General features: G+C 69.2%; 14 protein-coding genes. 3 read left to right on the top strand and 11 right to left on the bottom strand.

Annotated features, from left to right (window positions below):
• Window positions 1-14: 14 nt before the first annotated feature.
• The 11 genes from ACTPOE_RS05140 to ACTPOE_RS05190 all read right to left on the bottom strand — a co-directional run bounded on the left by ACTPOE_RS05140 (window position 15) and on the right by ACTPOE_RS05190 (window position 15,325).
• A complete protein-coding gene (locus tag ACTPOE_RS05140) occupies window positions 15-1,130 on the bottom strand; it encodes a hypothetical protein (protein WP_458871141.1) in 1,116 nt (371 codons plus the stop codon).
• Window positions 1,127-2,827: an ATPase, T2SS/T4P/T4SS family gene (locus ACTPOE_RS05145; RefSeq protein WP_458871142.1), complete on the bottom strand. Its 1,701-nt coding sequence runs from the start codon at window positions 2,825-2,827 to the stop codon at window positions 1,127-1,129. Before ACTPOE_RS05145 ends, ACTPOE_RS05140 begins: the two co-directional genes overlap by 4 nt.
• A complete protein-coding gene (locus tag ACTPOE_RS05150) occupies window positions 2,824-3,405 on the bottom strand; it encodes a hypothetical protein (protein WP_458871143.1) in 582 nt (193 codons plus the stop codon). The genes ACTPOE_RS05145 and ACTPOE_RS05150 overlap by 4 nt, the downstream gene beginning before the upstream one ends.
• Window positions 3,389-4,657, bottom strand: coding sequence for a hypothetical protein (locus ACTPOE_RS05155; RefSeq protein WP_458871144.1), 1,269 nt, complete (start codon window positions 4,655-4,657; stop codon window positions 3,389-3,391). Before ACTPOE_RS05155 ends, ACTPOE_RS05150 begins: the two co-directional genes overlap by 17 nt.
• A gap of 1 nt (window position 4,658) precedes the next feature.
• A complete protein-coding gene (locus tag ACTPOE_RS05160) occupies window positions 4,659-6,257 on the bottom strand; it encodes a hypothetical protein (protein WP_458871145.1) in 1,599 nt (532 codons plus the stop codon).
• Window positions 6,254-7,162 (bottom strand): TrbG/VirB9 family P-type conjugative transfer protein, encoded by a 909-nt coding sequence (locus ACTPOE_RS05165; RefSeq protein ID WP_458871146.1) that lies wholly within the window; start codon window positions 7,160-7,162, stop codon window positions 6,254-6,256. Before ACTPOE_RS05165 ends, ACTPOE_RS05160 begins: the two co-directional genes overlap by 4 nt.
• 223 nt (window positions 7,163-7,385) lie before the next feature.
• Entirely contained in the window at window positions 7,386-8,699 is a 1,314-nt protein-coding gene (locus ACTPOE_RS05170) for an extracellular solute-binding protein (protein ID WP_458871147.1), read from the bottom strand.
• A 6-nt stretch (window positions 8,700-8,705) separates the two neighbouring features.
• Window positions 8,706-9,959 carry a D-amino acid dehydrogenase gene (locus ACTPOE_RS05175; RefSeq protein WP_458871148.1) on the bottom strand — a complete coding sequence of 418 codons (1,254 nt, stop codon included), beginning with the start codon at window positions 9,957-9,959 and terminating at the stop codon, window positions 8,706-8,708.
• Complete coding sequence (locus tag ACTPOE_RS05180; protein WP_458871149.1) at window positions 9,956-11,002, bottom strand: CDP-6-deoxy-delta-3,4-glucoseen reductase; 1,047 nt, start codon at window positions 11,000-11,002, stop codon at window positions 9,956-9,958. Before ACTPOE_RS05180 ends, ACTPOE_RS05175 begins: the two co-directional genes overlap by 4 nt.
• Window positions 11,003-11,044: 42 nt before the next feature.
• Window positions 11,045-13,354, bottom strand: a complete 2,310-nt coding sequence (gene parC, locus ACTPOE_RS05185; protein WP_458871150.1) for a DNA topoisomerase IV subunit A — start codon at window positions 13,352-13,354, stop codon at window positions 11,045-11,047.
• A gap of 9 nt (window positions 13,355-13,363) precedes the next feature.
• The gene (locus tag ACTPOE_RS05190) at window positions 13,364-15,325 is read right to left on the bottom strand and encodes a DNA topoisomerase IV subunit B (protein ID WP_458871151.1); all 1,962 of its coding nucleotides are present in this window, start codon (window positions 15,323-15,325) and stop codon (window positions 13,364-13,366) included.
• Between the two features lie 148 nt (window positions 15,326-15,473).
• On the opposite strand from ACTPOE_RS05190, the gene trxA reads away from it, so the two are divergent.
• The 3 genes from trxA (at window position 15,474) to gdhA (ending at window position 18,515) form a co-directional block, all read left to right on the top strand.
• On the top strand, window positions 15,474-15,800 hold the full coding sequence (gene trxA / locus ACTPOE_RS05195; RefSeq protein WP_458871152.1) for a thioredoxin TrxA: 327 nt from the start codon (window positions 15,474-15,476) through the stop codon (window positions 15,798-15,800).
• Between the two features lie 98 nt (window positions 15,801-15,898).
• Window positions 15,899-17,155 (top strand): transcription termination factor Rho, encoded by a 1,257-nt coding sequence (rho, locus tag ACTPOE_RS05200; protein ID WP_458871153.1) that lies wholly within the window; start codon window positions 15,899-15,901, stop codon window positions 17,153-17,155.
• A 19-nt stretch (window positions 17,156-17,174) separates the two neighbouring features.
• Entirely contained in the window at window positions 17,175-18,515 is a 1,341-nt protein-coding gene (gdhA, locus tag ACTPOE_RS05205) for an NADP-specific glutamate dehydrogenase (protein ID WP_458871154.1), read from the top strand.
• Window positions 18,516-18,552 lie beyond the last annotated feature (37 nt).

Here is an 18,552-nt window from a genome sequence, read left to right on the forward strand (position 1 = left end):
AATGAACCGGCTCCTCAGGAGCCGGCATGAAACATCATCCAGCCGCGCCGCAGTTCATCGAGCGCGGCGTAATGCCACAGACCGATCCCCAGCACGACCGCCGCCCCCAGCAGCAGCGCAGTCCAGCGCAGCGCCAGGGCCTGGTTCCGGACACGGTCCAGCCAGCGGCCGGCCATCCGTCGATGCGCGGCCTGCAGTCCGGCCTGCAAGCCGCGCGCCGCGGCCATGTCTTCCAGATACCAATACAGGTCACGATCCAGCAACCCGGTATCGAAGGCCGCCGCGCCAGCCAGCCCCTGATCGACCCGGGCCACGGCACGTTCCAGGTGGTCGCCCAGCCAGGGCCCCGCGTCTTCCAGGAACAGCAGGATCACCGGCCGCAGTTGGGTCGAGCCGCCCGCCCCCTGCTGCAGCAGGATCGAGACCAGGGCCAGCAAGCGCAGCGCCTGGACCTGGCGATACAGGCGCCAGGGGCCATGACGGTCCAGACGACGACGCAGCGGCCCGCGCCAGCGCGGCAGGGAATACAGGCCGGCCGCCAGCAGCGCGCAGACCCCGGCCGGCAGCCAGGCGCCCCAGGCGCGCAGCCAATCCGCGCCAGCGAACAACGCCCGCGACCAGTCGCCCAGATAGGCGGCCGGTAGCCCTTGGAAGGCCTGCCGCAGGGCCGGCACCGTCCACTGAGGCAAGGCCAGCAACAACAGGCTGGCCACCAGCAGGGCCGCGGCAGCCGAGCCCAGCGTGGCCCAGAGCATGCGCCGCGCCCGGATCAGCAACGCCAGGTGATCGGACAAGGCCTGGAAACAGGCCAGCAGCCGGGCATTGCCATAGGTCTGGGCCGCTCGCACCAGGGCCAGCTCGTCCGCCGGGAAGCAGCCCAGCCAGGTGGCGTGCAAGTCTCCGCCGCTGGCCTCGCAGGCCCGCGCCCAGGTCCGCGACAGGCGCCCGCGCACCGTGCCGGGACCATGGCGCGCGGCATCCCGGTCGAAGAGTTCACGCACGGTCAGGCGGCCCTGCGCGCCCAGCAACACCGCCTGGAGATAATCGAAATAATCCGCGCGTCCGCCGGCGAACCGCCAGGCATCCAGACGCAGGCGCAGCCCCGCCAGCATCACCCGCCCCCGCGTCATCGACAGGCTCCCGGGGGAAAGGGAGGCGGCGCGTCGCCGCGGGCCGGCAGCCGGCCCTGGCGCAACAGCAGGGTCTCGAAGGCCATGAAACGTGTCTCGACGTCGCGCGGATCCACCAGGCCGGCGGCGGCTTTTTCCATGGCGTGCGCCATGGCGCTGGCATGCGGATCCGGAACGTAGCCGTTGCCGCCCCCCTCGCCGGGCAGGCCGGGCTCCAGACATTCGGCGGCCACGGTCCGCCCGTCATAACCGAAGAGTTCCGGCAGTGCAGCCCGGCGGCAATGCGGGCAACCGTCCGGATTGCGCAGGCGCAACGCCGCCGGATCGACGCCCCAGGCCAGCCCGATCCAGCCGAGCCATCGCCGCCAGTGCCCGGCGTCGCCGCATGACCGCTGCCGCACGAGTTCGGCGGTGCCGGCCGGCACCGCGCAGGCCGGGCACAGCCGAGGCAGCAGCGCCTGATAGACGAGCAGCTTGAGGATGCCGGGCGTGGCCAGGAAATCGCGCGGCACCGCGATGAAATCGGAGGCCAGCCGGTCGATGATGGCGCGCGCCGAGGGCGCATGCACGGTGGTGTAGACATTCACGCCGGACCCCGCCAGGTCCATGAAGGCCAGCCCGCTTTCGGCGTCGCGGATTTCCCCCAGCAGCACGTCGGTCATGGCCGAGCGCTTCAGGGTGCGCAGCTTGGCGGCATAGCGGCCATGCGCCTGCTGGTCCAGGTCGCGGCCGATGGTGTTCTGCACGGCCCGGTCGATCCGGTATTCCACCGGCTCTTCCAACGTGATGATCTTGCGGTGCGCCGGCAGGCCGCGGATCAGGGTCGCCAGCGTCGTCGACTTGCCCGAACCCACGGTACCCGCGAGCACCAGGGCGCCGCCTTCGGATTTCAGCACGCGCTCGAAGCGGGCGATCTGGTCGATCCGGTAGCCAAGCCCGTCCAGGGTGACGGGCCCGGATCCGGCGTCGCGCGACAGGAAGCGCAGGCAGACGCTGGGGCCCCGGTCAGCGGCGAGCGAGGCCCAGCGCAAGGTATAGGCACGGCCATCCACACGGCGCAACAGACTGCCCTGCTGCTCGAGCAGCGGATCGAAGACCGCCCCGTTACCGCCCTGGATGTCCATCCATGCCACCGCCAGCACGTCCCGCAGCAGCCCGGTCGGCATGTGACGGAAGCGCTCCGGCGCGACATAGCGGCCGGCCACGGTGTAGCGGACCTCGGACTCCGCCACGTCGCGCAGGATATTCAGGTGCAGGTCCGTCGCCCCCTGGCGCACGCCCCATTCGACCAGATCCTGGAACACCCCGGCCAGGGCGGTCGGGGTGCGGTCCCCGGCCTGCGCCAGCACTGCCGCGCCACCCTCGCGCGACAGGGCCAGCAACAGGGCCGCCGGCAGGACATAGCGGGCCGGATCGGACAGGAGACGCCCGGCGGCCCGCAGGCGCCGTTCCAGCGCGTCGGCTTGGTCGCTGCCGATGTATTCGGCCCGGGCCAGCAGCGTGACGCTGCCGTCGGCCCGTTCCACCGGACAGATCCGGTCCGCCAGCGACTGGACGCCCAGATCCCGCGCCAGCACGCGTCGCACCTCCGGCAGGAGCGCCGACAGCTGGCCTGGATGGTCGATCACACCGGCCCGTGCCGGATCGAAGGGCGGCGGGGGCTCGGCCAGCGACAGGGCGGAAGGCCAGGACTTCATGGTCGCGCCTCGCCCAGCAGCATGCGCAGGCACAGGGAATGACGGTCCTCGCCGCGTTCGATCTGCACGCAAGCGCCATTCATGCCCCGCAGCTGATAAACGCCTGGATCGCCGGCATGGCCGGCGGGCCAGGCCTGGCCGCGCACGTACAAGTAGGCTCGACGCCCCACCTGGACCTCGGCCATCAGTACCTGGCCGACGCCATACAGGGCCACCAGGCGGGGCTCCAGAACGGGCCGCACGCCCGCCACCGGGCCCGCCGCCGGATGACCAACGGTCCCGTCGGAGGGGGACCGCAGCGCATCGCGCAGATCCTGCTGCATCAGCTCGCGCACCGACCGGGTTTCCCAGTGGGCCTGGGGATCCTCCGGCACGAGACCGGCCTCGGACAGTGCTCCGGTCCGCGCGCCGCCGGCCTGCGGTTCCGCCCCGACAGGCGCGCCCCACGCCGGCGACAACGCCAGGCACAGCCATGCGGCCCTCAGGAATGCCCCGGATCGGTCGGACGGACAGGCCAGGCCCGGAAACGCTGTCCGGAACATCGCCGTCCCGTGCACGGATTCACGATCGGTTTTCATAGACGGTTCCTTCGAGATGCAGGATCAGGCGGCTGGCGCGCACGGCCGGCCGGACACCCGGCATCAGGGTCAGCACGGCCTGGTGCCAGGAGACGGCGCGGGCCAGCGGAGCCAGCAGCGCGCCCGAGCGCAGCGGCCCTTCGACCCGCAGGACGCGCACGGCCAGGGAAGGGAAATCCTCGGGCGGAGGCAATTCCCGGCCCTGCGCGTCGTGCGGCGCCGGTACAGCCAGCGGTCGGGCCGCGCCGAGCCGCAGCACGGAAAAAGCCGGCAGCACCGCCTGAAGCGCGCTGGCCCAGTCCCGGGCCAGAAGCCCGGCGCGCGGCAGGCTGTGCGGTTCGGGGCGTCCGCCGGGCAAGGACAGGGTCCAGGCAGCGCGGGCGATGTCCAGGGAAGGGAAGTCCAGCCGCCAGTCGGCGGGAGCCGCCCTCAGCAGGGCGCGGTTGTCCGCCAGGGGACCCTGGCGGCGGTATTCGCCCACGCACTGCCAGAGCGCGCCGTCCGGCCGGGGCTGGCAGCGCAGGTCATGCAGGGACCAGCCCCCGACCCACGCCGGCTGGCGGTACAGGGCGTCCAGCAGGGCCCGGGTGCCCGCTTCTCCATGAAGCGGGCGCCTGTCCAGCGCGCGGTCCAGCGCCGCATGCCAGCCGGCACGCGCATCGGAACCTGGCGCGGCGGCCGCATCCGCGCCGCCGGTCCAGCGCAGCCAGCCAGCCGCTCCCAGGCCCGCCGCCAGGATCAGCAGTGCGAGTCGCAAGCCGCGCCGCCGCACGGGTTCCAGGGGATGCCGACCCGCCGCCTCGCTCGCCAGGATCTCCACCAGCCCGGCCGTGCCCGCGCCGGCGTGCGCCGCGAGCAGTTCCAGTTTCGGATGCGCCAGGCGCAGGGCCTCGATCGCTTCGCGGGCCAGATCCGCGTCGGGATAGCCCCGGTCGGCCCGCGCCAGGGCGACGCCTTCGTGCGCGGCCAGCACGTGCCAGGTCCCCGCGTCGAGCGGCAGCACGCAGGCCACGGTGCCGCGCGGATGACGGCGCGCCAGGAGGTCCGCCGCCGACCAGCAGACCTGGCCGGCGGGCAGGCCGCGCGCCAGGCCCAGCGCGGCGGGCGGATCCCCGGACACCACCCGGTGGGAAGCCCCCAGGCGGCGCGCCCGGGCCCGGGCGGCCTCCGGATCGCCCAGCAGCGGCACCCAGTCCAGCCCGAAGGCCAGCGGCACCCGGTCCACCCAGACGAGACGCGCGGTCCGCCCCATGTCAGAGCCCCTCCTCGACCTGGGCGGTGATGATCAGCACCGTGGTCAGCCGCTGGGCATTGAGCTGGTTGCCGCCGCCGAACAGCGCGGGCACGCCCGGGTTCAGGCGACGTTCGGCGGACTCGGCAGTCTGCCGGTCGAACCCCGACACCACCAGCGGCTGTCCCGGTTGCAGCGCCAGTTGCTGCACCGTCCCGTTGCCCTCGATGGTCAGCTGCTGCAATTGCAGGGGGTGGTCCTTGTCACCGAAGGTCACGGTCTTCAGGGGCTGGGCCACGGTATTGTCGTAGGCCAGCGACAGCAGGATCCGACCGTCTTCCTGGGCATCGGGCACCAGGGTCAGCAGGGATCCGACGGTTTCGGCCTTCTGGTTGACGGATACGGCCGGCACCGCCAGGCCGGTGGCGCCGGATACCGGCGTGGTTTCAATCCGGTCGATGTACGAGAACGTCGTGCGCACCGCATGCGACACTGGCCTGCGATTCAGGCTGAGCATCGGTACGCTGCTGCGCCGCACCAGCCGGACGGACTCACCCAGGGCGCGGATGACGGCCTCGCTGCCGGAAAAGGATCCTTGAACGATCTCCGCCCCCAGCCTCCCGCCCGTGCCGCCGGCCAGGGCCGGCACCGCCAGGCCGGCAGCCAGGCGGGCGCCGGAGAAGACCAGGTTCCAATCGATGCTGGCCTGGGCCTGTTCGCTCAAGGCCACGGTCAGCTCTTCGAAGACCAGGCGCACGCGCCGCGTCAGGGCGCGATTCTCCTGGTCCAGGTAGCGGGCGATGCGGTCCAGGACGTCGGGCATGTCGGTGACGACGACCGACGCCCCGGCCCCGGATTCGGCCACCAGCACGCCGGCCCGGGACAGGAACGGCTCGATCCGGGCGCGGACGGTCTTCATCACGTCCTGGTCGCCGCCGCTCAGGCGCGTGCCGGAAGCGCTGACGAAACCTCCCTCGGAGGAATCCCTCCCCTGCCCCAGCGACGCCTGGACGCGTGCGGCCAGCGTGAGCGCCTGGACATTGAAGACCCGGGTGTCGGTACGGAAGAATTCGATGCGGTCCCGTTCGTAGCGCCAGCGCACCCCGAGATGCGCACACAGGCTGTCGAGGATTTGCGGCAGGGGTGCGGGGCCGGATGTCAGGTCGAAGGGCCCGGATGGATCATCAACCGTGACGCCCTGCCCCGCGCCACCCGCCAGGCGCGGCAGGAAGAGTCCGGACGGCAGCAGGGCGTCCGGACGCACGTGAACCGGGATCCCGGTGACGGCCGCGATGCGCCGCGCGATGCGGCGCAGATCGCCGGTGCCATCGGCAAACAGCAGGGTCGTGCGCACGCGGGCGCGCAGGGGGACGGGCAGCGTCAGTTCGCGGGCCAGCGGCTGCGCCCGCCCGGCGACCCAGGGCCGGTCGATATCCTGGGCGGCCCGCCGCGCGTCGGCATCGGTCGCGGCCCGGGAAAACCGGTCGTGCTCGCGGGACGCGGTCTCGTCCGCTTGGCGGAAGTCGCCCGCCGCCTGGCGCAGGCGCTCGGAGAAGGCGCACCCGGACAGCCCCAGGCACAGGCACAGGACGGCCGGAGCAAGCCGGCGGCGGGGCGTCACGAGCCGGCTCCCGGCACCCGGGTCCGGTCGCAGCGCTGCGCCAGCGGCACCACGCGCAGGACCCGATTGGCGTAGAAGCAGGGCTGAACCGGCCGGTCCCCGAGTTCGGTGGCGGACAGCAGACCGCGCACAGCCGTGCGGAACGAATCCCCGAAGGCAGCGGAACCCGCCAGGGGAATATCGGCGTCGACGTCCCAGTGCTCGGGTTCGAAGGTCCAGCCCGCGGCATGTGCCCAGCGCCCCAGCGCCCGCCGGACGTTGCCGTCGGCCGGCGTGACTTCGAAGGGCGAGGTACGGCTCCTGGCCGGTGCCCGGGCGGCGGGCGCGAACGAGGCCGCGATCGGGCCGCCCGCGTTGCCGGCGGGCCGGGCGAGCGGCGCCGGATGCATGGGTGGAACCGGAGGCGGAATCGGCCGGGGGCGCGGCGCGGGCATCGGCAGGTGCGCCACCGGCGTCACCGCCGCCCGGTCCGGTGCCGTCTCCAGGCTTGTGGCGGCCGGAACGGACACGAACGCGGCCGGAATGGCGTCCGCCGAGGGTGCCTCGGGCTCGCGCCAGGCCTCGGCCCGCGACAGACCTCCGCGCAGGACGATACGTTCCGGCACACCGCCCAGAACCAGGTAATCCCGATCCCGGCGGGGCCGCAGCAGCCGGTCGCCCCGGGCGGTGCGCTCGAACACGGCGGGCTCCGCCTGGCCAGCGGGATACTGCAGCCAGGTCTCGCGCCCGTCGTCGAAGACCTGTAGCGGCGCCAGCGCGGGATCGCCCGCGATGCGCCAGTCGAAACGGTAGACGCCGGGCGTTTGGGGCAGCCCCGCCAGTTCGCGCCACCAGGCGCCGTCCGCCGGGGCGGCGCAGCCCCCCAATCCCGCCAACAGCAGCCCCGTGCCCAATATCCTGATCATGTTTTTCCCCCGACGACACCGTGGTCGTGCATCACGGTGCCCATGGTGGCGTGCCCGGGCGCGGGCCGCCAGACTGGGAAATACGAACGGATGAAAAGGTCCGCCCCCGGAGCCGCGCCGTGGAATCGACGCAACTCCGGGGGCGGAGGACATCAGGCAGCGGCGGTCACACCGAAGCCAGGGCCATCGGAACCCGGGCCGCCGTTGCAACCCGGCGCCATGATCAGCGCTGGCGCACCAGCTTGTTGGCCTCGGCCGAAGCCGTATTCAGGGCGGTGACCGCGGGCTGCTGGCCGCTGAGCGCGGAATCCAGGATCTGCTGAAAACGCGAACGGATGGCCGGGTAGTTGTGGATGCGGAAGCCCTGGGCCGTCAGGACGGCCTTGCCGCTGTAGACCGCCACCAGGTCACGCCATTGGCCCAGCTTGGCGTAGTAGCTGGCGGGCGTGGCGTCGAAGGCGGCCTGCGTCAGCGGCAGGAAGCCGGTCTGCTGATACCAGCGCGCGGCCTGCCCGGGCTGCGACAGCCAGCCCAGAAAGGCGGCCGTGGCGTCGGTGACGGGCTTGGAGGTCTTCATGACCCACAGGCCGGCGCCGCTGACGAAAGGATTGCCGGGCTTGCGCGTGACTTCGGGATAGTACGGCAGGCCGGACACCGCGTAGTTCAGCTTGCGCTGATCGCTGAATTCGCCGATGTGGCCGGAACTGGACATCAGCACGGCGCACTCGCCCTTGGCGAAGCGGTCGATGGAATGCATGCCGGCGTCCGGGCGCACCATGATCTCGGAACGCACCCAACTGATCATCAGGGCCAGGTGGCGCACGTAGGTGGAATCGAAGGAGAAGCTGGGCAGGCCCTTGGCCTTCAGGCCGTTGTCGGCGCTGGCGTAGAGCTGGTTGTTGACCGCCGCCAGGTTTTCCAGGTTGATCGACACCGGCAGATCTGAGGTCAGCGGACACTTGCGCGAACCGTTGTTGGCCATGGTCACGAGCTGACCCTGCAGGTTCATCCAGGTGCGCTGCGGCTCGGGGGGCACCAGGCCGGCCTTCTTGAAGGCGTCCTGGTTGTAGTACATGACGGGGATTTCCAGCATGTACGGAAAGGCCATCAACTGGCCCTTGGCGTCATGGATGAAGGCGTTGTCCGAGGACACGAACCAGCGCGTGTTCTTCAGCGCCGAGGACTTCTGCAGCGCGTGGAATGGCTGCACGTAGCTGCGTTGGGCGATGTCTTCCAGCGTGTGGCTGTCGCCGATCTGCGCCAGGGCGGGCAGGTTTTTGGCCTGGGCGGCGGCGCCCAGCGCCTGGTCGAGCGCCTCGGGCGTGTCGAAGACGCGCGCCACGACCTTGACGTCGGACTGGCTGCGGTTGTAGGCCTTGACCAGATCCTGGAAGACCTCGGCGTTATGGCCCTGGAGAGTGTGCCAGACTGGCACTTCGGTCGCAGCCCAGGCGGGCGCGGCCGCGACAGCGGCCACGAGCGTCCAGACAGCGCGCATCCCCGGACGCAGCGCACCGGAGCCGAAAGAAAGATTCATGATGAGTCAATCCAAAAAAGGAAAGTCGATATCCGGCGTCCGTCCGGACACCAGGTCAGCCAGCACCCTGCCCGAGCCCGCTCCCATGGTCCAGCCGAGACTGCCATGGCCCGTGTTCAGGTAGAGATTGCGTATGCGGGTACGGCCGATGAGGGGGACGTTGGAAGGCGTCGTGGGCCGCAGGCCGGACCAGAACTGAACATTAGCAAAATCGAGGGCACTTGGGAACAGGGCGCGGGCCTGCTCGACCAGCCGATTGCAACGTCCGGTATCCAGAGCGCGGGAATAACCGCCGATTTCGGCCGTTCCCGCCATGCGCAGCCGGTCGCCCAGGCGCGAGAAGACAATCTTGGCCTCCTGGTCGACCAGGCTGACCATGGGCGCGGCCTCCGGGTCATGCAGGCGGAAGGTCGCGGAATAGCCCTTGGCCGGCCAGACCGGGCAGGACAGGCCCAGCGGCGCGGTCAGCTCCGGGGTGAAGCTGCCCAGGGCCAGCACGTAGGCGTCGGCCTGCAGGGGCTGGAAATAGCCGTCGGGTTCGATCAGCTCGGCCACCGAAATGCGCCCATCCACGGGCACCAGCCGGTTCACCCGGGTGCCATAGCGGAAGGTCACGCCCGCGTCCCGCGCCCGTTCGGCCAGGGCGCGCGTGAACAAATGCACGTCGCCGGACTCGTCGTCGGCCGTGAAGTCGCCACCGATGATCGGATTCCGGGACGCCGCCAGCGCCGGCTCGATACGCAGGACCTCGGCCGCGTCGACGATGCGCCGGTCCACGCCCAGTTCACGCATCCGCGCGGCGCTGGTCCGGGCGTGCTCGAATTCCCGCGGATCGCGGTAGAAGGCCAGGATGCCGCGTTCCAGGTGATCGTATTCGATGTTCAGCGCCGTCCGCAGTTCGCGCAGCGTGGCGCGGCTATATTGCGCCAGGGCCACCATGGCGCGCAGGTTCGCCGCGAAACGCGGTTCGCGGCATTCGTTCAGGAAGCGCGCGCACCACAGCCATTGCCGGGGATCCAGGCGAAGCGACACACGCAGCGGCGCGTCGGACCGTCCGATCCAGCGCACGACCTTGCGCAGCGTGTGCGCGCTGGCCCAGGGCTCGGCATAGCAGACGGAGATCTGGCCGCCATTGGCCCGGCTGGTCTCCAGGGCCGCGCCCGGACGGCGCTCGACGACCTCGACTTCGTGACCGGCGCGCGCCAGCCACCACGCGCTGGACACCCCGATGATGCCCGCGCCAAAGACCGCGATTTTCATGCCTCGGCCCCGACCCGGTCCGCAGCGGAGGTGAAGGCGTCGGCGTGGAAGGCCTCGGGCGACAGCCCGCACTGCTTCACGAAGTCGCGGCGCGCGGCTTCGACCATGGCCGGAGCGCCGCAGGCGTAGACCTGGTGACCGGACAGATCGGGCAGATCGTCCATGACGGCCTGGTGGACCCACCCGGTGCGCCCCGTCCAGCCGTCGCCGGGCCCGGCCTCGGACAGGACCGGCACGTAGCGAAAGTCCGGCAGGCGGTCCCGCCATTCGAGCGCCAGGGGGTGCCGGTAGAGGTCGGCGGGACGGCGCCCGCCCCAGTACAGCGTCGCCGGGCGCGCATCGCCCCGGGCCATCATGTCTTCGATCATGGCCTGGATGGGAGCGAAGCCCGTGCCGCTGGCCAGGAAGACGATCGGCCGCGCGTCGTCGGGGTCCAGGAAGAACGAACCCAGAGGGCCTTCGATGCGCAGGATCTCGCGCGGCTTGAGCGGCTCGTTGCCTTCGCCGAAGACACGGCTGGTGAACAGCCCGCCCGGCATGTGGCGCACGTGCAGGCGCACGCGGTGATCGTCGGCCCGGGCGCAGGCCATGGAATAGCTGCGCCGGCTGCCGTCCTTGAAGATGAATTCCAGGTATTGCCCCGGCTGGAAACGGAAGGCCTCGGCCGAGGGCAGCTGCAGGGTGATTTCCATCACGTCGGGCGCCAGCGGTTCCAGGGACAGCACCCGCACCGGCATCTTGCGCACCACGATGTCGTCGGCCATGCGGATCTCGCGGGCCTCGATCACCAGATCGGAAGACGGGCGCGCCTGGCACAGCAGGGTATGTCCCCGGGCCAGATCGGCCGCATCCAGGATGCGGGCCGGCGCGGGCCCCGCGTCGTATTCGCCCGAAACCACCCGGCCCTCGCACGTGGAGCAGGTGCCGTTGCGGCAGCTGTAGGGCAGGACGATACCGGCAGCCAGTGCGGCATCCAGGACCGTCTGCCCCGACTCGACCGTAAATTCCCGGTTGACCGGCAGCACCGTGACCTTGAAGCTCATGATATGGATTCCATCGGCATGTTGCAGTGCAGGAGCCCTATTCTAGTCCCCCGTCCCCGGCCAAAGGCTGGGCTGCTTGAGCTTGACGTCCAGCAGGCGTCCCTTGCGGGCCCGCCGGCCGGCATACAGGGCCAGTTCGTCGGGCGTCAGAACCAGTTCCGCGTCGCGCGCCCGGTAGATGCCGCGCAGCACGACGCCCGAGGCGCCCACGCCGGCCCACTGCTCGATGCGATCGCCCTCGTCCAGCCCCATCAGGATGGTGCCGCGCCCGCCGCTGGCCAGCGTCTTCAGTTCATCGAGCGCCACCACCAGGAACTTGCCCTTGCGGCTGAGGAACGCCACGGCCGTGTCGTCCGCGCGCAGGAGCAGCGGCTTGAGCAGCGTGTCGCCCTTGTCCAGCGTGATGAACTGCTTGCCCGCGTTCTGCCGGGTGGACAGATCGCCGATCCGCGCCAGAAAGCCGAAGCCGGAGGCCACGCCCAGCAGGATGCGCCGATCGGTCGCGCCCGCCAGCATGTGGACGATGCGGCTGCCCGCCTCCAGGCTGATCATCGAGGTCACCGGCTGCCCGTCGCCGCGCGCCGACGGCAGACTGGACACCGCGATGCTGTAGGACCGGCCGGTATTGGACAGGGCCATGAGTTCCTGCGTGCTGCGGCATTCGATGGCGTCGTACAGGGCGTCGCCCGTCTTGAAGCCGAACTGCGACGCATCGTGGCCATGCCCCTGGCGGGCGCGCAGCCAGCCCTTCTGGGACACTACCACCGTGACCGGCTCGTCCACCACCTGGGTTTCCAGGACGGCGCGCTCGGCGGTTTCGATCAGGGTGCGGCGGTCGTCGCCATATTGCTTGGCGTCGGCCTCGATCTCGCGGATCATCAGGCGCTTGAACGCCGCGGGATCGTCCAGCAGCTCTTGCAGCGCCACCTGCTCTTCGCGCTTTTTCTCCAATTCCTGTTCGATGCGGATGCCCTCCAGCCGGGCCAGTTGGCGCAGGCGCATTTCCAGGATGTCGTCGGCCTGGCGTTCGCTGAGGCGGAAGCGTTCCATCAGCGCCGCGCGGGGCTCGTCCGCCTCGCGAATGGTGCGGATGACCTCGTCCACGTTCAGATAGACGATGCTGCGGCCTTCCAGGATGTGGATGCGGTCCAGCACCTTGTCCAGGCGATGGCGGGTGCGCCGCGTGACCGTCTGCGCGCGGAAATCCAGCCAGGACGCCAGAACCTGGCGCAGGCTGCGCTGGCCGGGCCGTCCGTCGGTGTCGATGCACACCAGATTGATCGACACATTGCCTTCCAACCCGGTCCGGACCAGCAGCATGTTGACGAATTCGTCACGGTCGATGCGACTGGTCTTGGGCTCGAAGACCAGTCGCACGGGGTCCTGCTTGCCGGATTCGTCACGCACCGAATCCAGCATGCCCAGCACCAGCGCCTTGATCTGCTGCTGCTCGGCCGACAGAGATTTCTTGCCGGCGCGCGGCTTGGGATTGGTCAGATCCTCGATGGTCTCCAGGATCTTCTGGGCCGAGGCGCCGGGCGGCAGTTCGGTCACCACCAATTGCCACTGGCCGCGCGCCATGTCCTCGAAATGCCAGCGCGCGCGGGCCTTCAGGGTCCCCCGGCCGCCGGCGTAGACCTGGGCGATGTCCTCGGCCGGCGTGATGATCTGGCCGCCGCCGGGGAAGTCCGGCCCCGGCACCAGGGCGAACAGTTCCTCGTCGGACAGGCCGGGCTTGCGCAGCAGGGCCACGCAGGCCCGCGCGACCTCGCGCAGGTTGTGCGAGGGGATTTCGGTGGCCATGCCCACCGCGATGCCCGAGGCGCCGTTCAGCAGCATGATCGGCAGACGCGCCGGCAGGCACACGGGCTCCTGCTGGCTGCCGTCATAGTTGGGCGTGAAATCGACCGTGCCCTCGTCCAGCTCGTCCAGCAGCAGCCGGGAGAACGGCGTCAGACGGGCCTCGGTGTAGCGCATGGCGGCCGCGTTGTCGCCGTCGCGCGAGCCGAAGTTGCCCTGCCCGTCGATCAGGGGATAGCGCAGGGCGAAATCCTGCGCCATGCGCACCATGGCGTCGTAGGCCGCCTGGTCGCCGTGCGGGTGGTATTTGCCCAGCACGTCGCCCACCACGCGGGCGGACTTCACTGGCCGGGCCTGCGGCCCCAGGCCCATGGCATCCATGGCATACAGGATGCGGCGCTGCACCGGCTTCTGGCCGTCGGACACCTCCGGCAGCGCGCGGCCGCGCACCACCGACACCGCATAGTCCAGGTAGGCCTGCTCGGCGTAACGCGCCAGCTCCAGGCCGTCGTCGTCTCCGCCGTCCGGCGATTCAGTCTGATTCAGATCCATTCCAGTCCCTTACACATCCACGTCGGCCAGATTGCCTTTTTCTTCCAGCCAGCCACGCCGCTGGGCGGCCTCGCCGCGCGCCATCAGCATGTCGAACATGCGCGCCGAGGCCGCCAGGCCCTCGTCGCCGTGGCGCACCCGCGCCAGACGGCGGGTATCCGGATTCAGCGTCGTGTCCCAGAGTTGCTCTGCATTCATCTCGCCCAACCCCTTGAAACGACTGATGCGCCAGCCGCCTTCGCGCAGGCCCTCGCCACGCAGCTTTTCCAGGACCGCGTCCAGCTCCGCCTGGTCCAGGCAATAGAGCTTGCGCGCCGGGCGCTTGCCGGCCGCCGGCACGTCCACGCGGAACAGCGGCGGACGGGCGATGTAGACGTGACCGGTCTCGATCAGGCGCGGGAAATGGCGCAGGAACAGGGTCAGCAACAGCACCTGGATGTGCGCGCCGTCCACGTCCGCGTCCGACAGGATGCAGATGCGGCCGTAGCGCAGGCCCGACAGATCGGCTTCCTGTCCAGGGCCATGCGGATCGACGCCGATGGCCACGGAGATGTCGTGGATCTCCTGGTTGGCGAACAGCCGGTCGCGTTCGACTTCCCAGGCGTTCAGGATCTTGCCACGCAACGGCAGGATGGCCTGGAATTCCTTGTCGCGACCCATCTTGGCCGAGCCGCCCGCCGAGTCGCCCTCGACCAGGAAGACCTCGGTGCGGCCGGTGTCCGTCGATTCGCAGTCGGTCAGCTTGCCCGGCAGCACGGCCACCCCCGATCCCTTGCGCTTCTCGACCTTGCGCGCGGCGCGCGAGCGGGCCTGCGCCTGGCCGATGGCCAGTTCGGCGATCTTCCGGCCGTATTCCACGTTGGCGTGCAGCCACAGTTCCAGCGCGTTGCGCAGGAACCCGCCCACCAGGCGCACCGCGTCGCGGCTGTTCAGGCGCTCCTTGATCTGGCCCTGGAACTGCGGATCCAGGATCTTGGCCGACAGGATGAAGCTGGCGCGCGCATAGACGTCCTCGGGCAGCAACCGGATGCCCTTGGGCAGCAGATTGTGCAGTTCGGCGAAGGACTTGACGGCGTTGAACAGCCCCTCGCGCAGGCCCGATTCATGGGTGCCGCCGGCCGGCGTGGCGATCAGGTTGACGTAGGATTCCCGCACCACGGGGCCTTCTTCGGTCCAGGCCACGACCCACTGGGCGCCCTCGCCCGGCGCGTACTGCTCGTCGTCCGGGTCCGCGTGCTGGCCGCCTTCGAACGGCGGCGCCAGGGTCTGCGCCCCCCCCAGGGCTTCGTTCAGATAGCCGCGCAGGCCGGATTCGTAGTGCCATTCGCGCCGCTGGCCGGTCTTTTCCAGCGCCAGCGCCACCCGCGTGCCCGGCAGCAGCACGGCCTTGCTGCGCAACGCGTGCTCCAGGTCGCCCAGCGGCACCTGGGCATGATCGAAATAGCGCGCATCCGGCCAGGCCCGCACCCGGGTTCCGGAGCGTCGCCGCCCCACGCTGCCCACCCGGGCCAGGGGCTCGACCACGTCGCCGTCGGCGAAGACGATGCGCCATTCACCGCCGTCGCGCCAGACGGTGACCTCGAGCCGCGTGGACAGGGCGTTGGTGACCGACACCCCCACGCCGTGCAGGCCGCCGGAAAAGGCGTAGGCGCCGCCATCGGCCTTGCTGAACTTGCCCCCCGCGTGCAGGCGGGTGAAAACCAGCTCGACCACGGGCGCATGTTCCTCGGGGTGCTCGCCAACCGGAATGCCGCGACCGTCGTCCTCGACCGTCAGGCTTCCGTCGGCATGCAGCACAACCTCGATGCTGCGGGCGTAGCCGGCCAGCGCCTCGTCGGCGGCGTTGTCGACGACTTCCTGGATGATATGCAGCGGATTGTCGGTGCGCGTGTACATCCCGGGCCGCTGGCGCACAGGCTCCAGTCCCTTGAGGACGCGGATCGACGATTCATCGTAGCGTGCGGTGCTCAATGTTTTCTGTCCATCTGAGGATTCAAAAGACGTCTATTTTACGGAGAATTAATGGTATGCTTATCGCCATTGGACCGACGCGCCCTTCCTCGGGGCGGATTCTTTCCGGTCCGCTGCCTTCTCCTATCCTCGCATCCGCGCACACGACATGAGTGACTCCATCAAGCACGTCAGCGACGCGTCCTTTTCGGGCGACGTGCTCCAATCCGATCTGCCCGTCCTGGTCGACTACTGGGCCGAATGGTGCGGCCCCTGCAAAATGGTCGCCCCCCTGCTCGACGAAGCCGCCGCCCAGTACAAGGGCCGCCTCGCCATCGCCAAGCTGAACGTCGACGAAAACCCGGAGAGCGCGGCCAAGTACGGCATCCGCGGCATTCCCACCCTGATGCTGTTCAAGGGAGGCAAGGTCGCCGCCACCAAGGTCGGGGCCCTGTCCCGCGCCCAGCTCCAGGCCTTCCTCGACGAAGCCCTCTGATCCTTCCCATCCATCCGCTTTGATTCCGCGCGCGAACCCGGTCCCGGGTTCGCCGATCATCCGACGACCTCTCTCTTCTTCCCTCTCCCCTCTTTCCCATGCACCTGAACGAACTCAAAGCGCTGCACGTTTCGCAGCTGCTCGAAATGGCCGCCGGTCTCGAGATCGAAAATGCCAACCGGCTGCGCAAACAGGAACTGATGTTTGCCATCATGAAGCGGCGGGCCAAGCAGGGCGAACAGATCTTCGGCGACGGGGTCCTGGAAGTCCTGCCCGACGGCTTCGGTTTCCTGCGCTCGCCTGAAACGTCCTACCTGGCCAGCACCGACGACATCTACATCTCGCCGTCGCAGATCCGGCGCTTCAACCTGCACACGGGCGACTCCATCGAGGGCGAGGTTCGCACCCCGAAGGATGGCGAACGCTACTTCGCGCTGGTCAAGGTCGACAAGGTCAACGGCACGGTCCCGGAAGCCATCAAGCACCGGATCATGTTCGAGAACCTGACGCCGCTGCACCCGGACGAGCCGCTGGTGCTGGAACGCGACATCAAGAGCAAGGAAAACGTCACCGGGCGCATCATGGACATCTTCGCGCCCATCGGCAAGGGCCAGCGGGCGCTGATCGTCGCCAGCCCGAAATCCGGCAAGACGGTGATCATGCAGCACATCGCGCACGCCATCACCGACAACTACCCCGACGCGGTGATGATCGTGCTGCTGGTGGACGAGCGCCCCGAGGAAGTCACCGAAATGCAGCGCACCGTGCGCGGCGAGGTCGTGGCTTCCACCTTCGACGAGCCGGCCACGCGCCACGTCCAGGTCGCCGAAATGGTCATCGAGAAGGCCAAGCGCCTGGTCGAGATGAAGAAGGACGTGGTCATCCTGCTGGATTCGATCACCCGCCTGGCGCGCGCCTACAACACCGTGGTGCCGGCCTCGGGCAAGGTCCTGACCGGCGGGGTGGACGCCAACGCCCTGCAACGCCCCAAGCGCTTCTTCGGCGCCGCGCGCAACCTCGAGGAAGGCGGCTCGCTGACGATCATCGGCACGGCCCTGATCGAGACCGGCAGCCGCATGGACGAAGTGATCTACGAAGAATTCAAGGGCACCGGCAATTCCGAGGTGCACCTGGAGCGCCGACTGGCCGAGAAACGCATCTACCCGGCCATCAACCTGAACAAATCCGGCACGCGTCGCGAAGAGCTCCTGATCAAGCCCGAACTTCTACAGAAGATCTGGGTACTGCGCAAGTTCATCCACGACATGGATGACGTCGATGCGATGGAATTCATCCTGGACAAAATCCGGGCCACCAAAAACAACGCCGAATTTTTTGACATGATGAAGAAATAAGCATAAGCGAGCACCTTTGATGACACTTCCTTCCGTCGATCAGTTCCTCACCCGGATTCAGGCCCGGGACCCGCATCAACCCGAATTCATGCAGGCCGTGAAAGAAGTCATGCACAGCCTGTGGCCCTTCATCCAGCAGAACCCGCGCTACGCCAGCCAGGCCTTGCTCGAACGCCTCGTCGAGCCCGAACGCGCCCTGCAGTTCCGCATCAGCTGGATGGACGATGCCGGCCGGATCCAGGTCAACCGGGGCTTCCGGATCCAGCACAGTTCGGCTATCGGTCCCTACAAGGGCGGCATGCGGTTCCACCCCTCGGTGAACCTCTCCATCCTGAAATTCCTGGCCTTCGAGCAGACTTTCAAGAACGCGCTGACCACCCTGCCCATGGGCGGCGGCAAGGGCGGTTCCGACTTCGACCCCAAGGGCAAGTCCGACGCCGAAGTCATGCGCTTCTGCCAGGCCCTGATCATCGAACTGCATCGCCACCTGGGCCCGGACACGGACGTGCCGGCCGGCGACATCGGCGTGGGCGCCCGCGAGGTCGGCTTCATGGCCGGCATGATGAAGAAACTGTCCAACCAGAGCGCCTGCGTCTTCACCGGCAAGGGCCTGAGCTTCGGTGGCAGCCTGATCCGCCCCGAAGCCACCGGCTACGGCACGGTCTACTTCGCCGAGGAAATGCTCAAGCACGCCGGCCAGTCACTCGAAGGCTACACGGTCTCGGTCTCCGGCTCGGGCAACGTGGCGCAATACACCATCGAAAAATGCCTGCAGCTGGGCGCCAAGGTCGTCACGGTGTCCGACTCCCACGGCTGCGTGGTGGACCCGGCGGGCTTCACGCCGGAAAAGCTGGCGGCCCTGATCGAACTGAAGAACGAAAAGCGCGGCCGCGTCGAGGAATACGCCAAGCAGTTCGGCCTGACCTACGAAGCCGGCAAGCGCCCCTGGCACGTGCCCGTGGACGTGGCCCTGCCCTGCGCGACGCAGAACGAACTGGAGATCGAGGACGCCCGCACTCTGATCGCCAACGGCGTGCGCTGCGTGGCGGAAGGCGCCAACATGCCGTCCACCATCGAAGCGGCCGAAGCCTTCATCGCGGCCGGCGTGCTGTACGCCCCCGGCAAGGCCAGCAACGCCGGCGGCGTGGCCGTGTCCGGCCTGGAAATGAGCCAGAACGCCCAGCGCCTGCACTGGACCCGCGAGGAAGTCGACGCCAAGCTGCACGCCATCATGCGCGACATCCACGAGAACTGCGTACGCTACGGCGGCGCGGGCAAGACCGTGAATTACCTGAACGGCGCCAACATCGCCGGCTTCGTGAAGGTCGCCGACGCCATGCTGGCCCAAGGGGTGTACTGATGACGCATCGGATGGTCTTCCCCCACCCATGAAAAAA

This window comes from Castellaniella sp. WN (assembly GCF_054457555.1).

Coding starts and splice junctions, on each gene's coding strand:
- trxA (WP_458871152.1), top strand. CDS start 15,474: ATGAGTGACTCCATCAAGCACGTCAGCGACGCGTCCTTTTCGGGCGAC.
- rho (WP_458871153.1), top strand. CDS start 15,899: ATGCACCTGAACGAACTCAAAGCGCTGCACGTTTCGCAGCTGCTCGAA.
- ACTPOE_RS05175 (WP_458871148.1), bottom strand. CDS start 9,959: ATGAAAATCGCGGTCTTTGGCGCGGGCATCATCGGGGTGTCCAGCGCG.
- gdhA (WP_458871154.1), top strand. CDS start 17,175: ATGACACTTCCTTCCGTCGATCAGTTCCTCACCCGGATTCAGGCCCGG.
- ACTPOE_RS05170 (WP_458871147.1), bottom strand. CDS start 8,699: ATGAATCTTTCTTTCGGCTCCGGTGCGCTGCGTCCGGGGATGCGCGCT.
- ACTPOE_RS05165 (WP_458871146.1), bottom strand. CDS start 7,162: ATGATCAGGATATTGGGCACGGGGCTGCTGTTGGCGGGATTGGGGGGC.
- ACTPOE_RS05155 (WP_458871144.1), bottom strand. CDS start 4,657: ATGGGGCGGACCGCGCGTCTCGTCTGGGTGGACCGGGTGCCGCTGGCC.
- ACTPOE_RS05145 (WP_458871142.1), bottom strand. CDS start 2,827: ATGAAGTCCTGGCCTTCCGCCCTGTCGCTGGCCGAGCCCCCGCCGCCC.
- ACTPOE_RS05140 (WP_458871141.1), bottom strand. CDS start 1,130: ATGACGCGGGGGCGGGTGATGCTGGCGGGGCTGCGCCTGCGTCTGGAT.
- ACTPOE_RS05150 (WP_458871143.1), bottom strand. CDS start 3,405: ATGAAAACCGATCGTGAATCCGTGCACGGGACGGCGATGTTCCGGACA.
- parC (WP_458871150.1), bottom strand. CDS start 13,354: ATGGATCTGAATCAGACTGAATCGCCGGACGGCGGAGACGACGACGGC.
- ACTPOE_RS05180 (WP_458871149.1), bottom strand. CDS start 11,002: ATGAGCTTCAAGGTCACGGTGCTGCCGGTCAACCGGGAATTTACGGTC.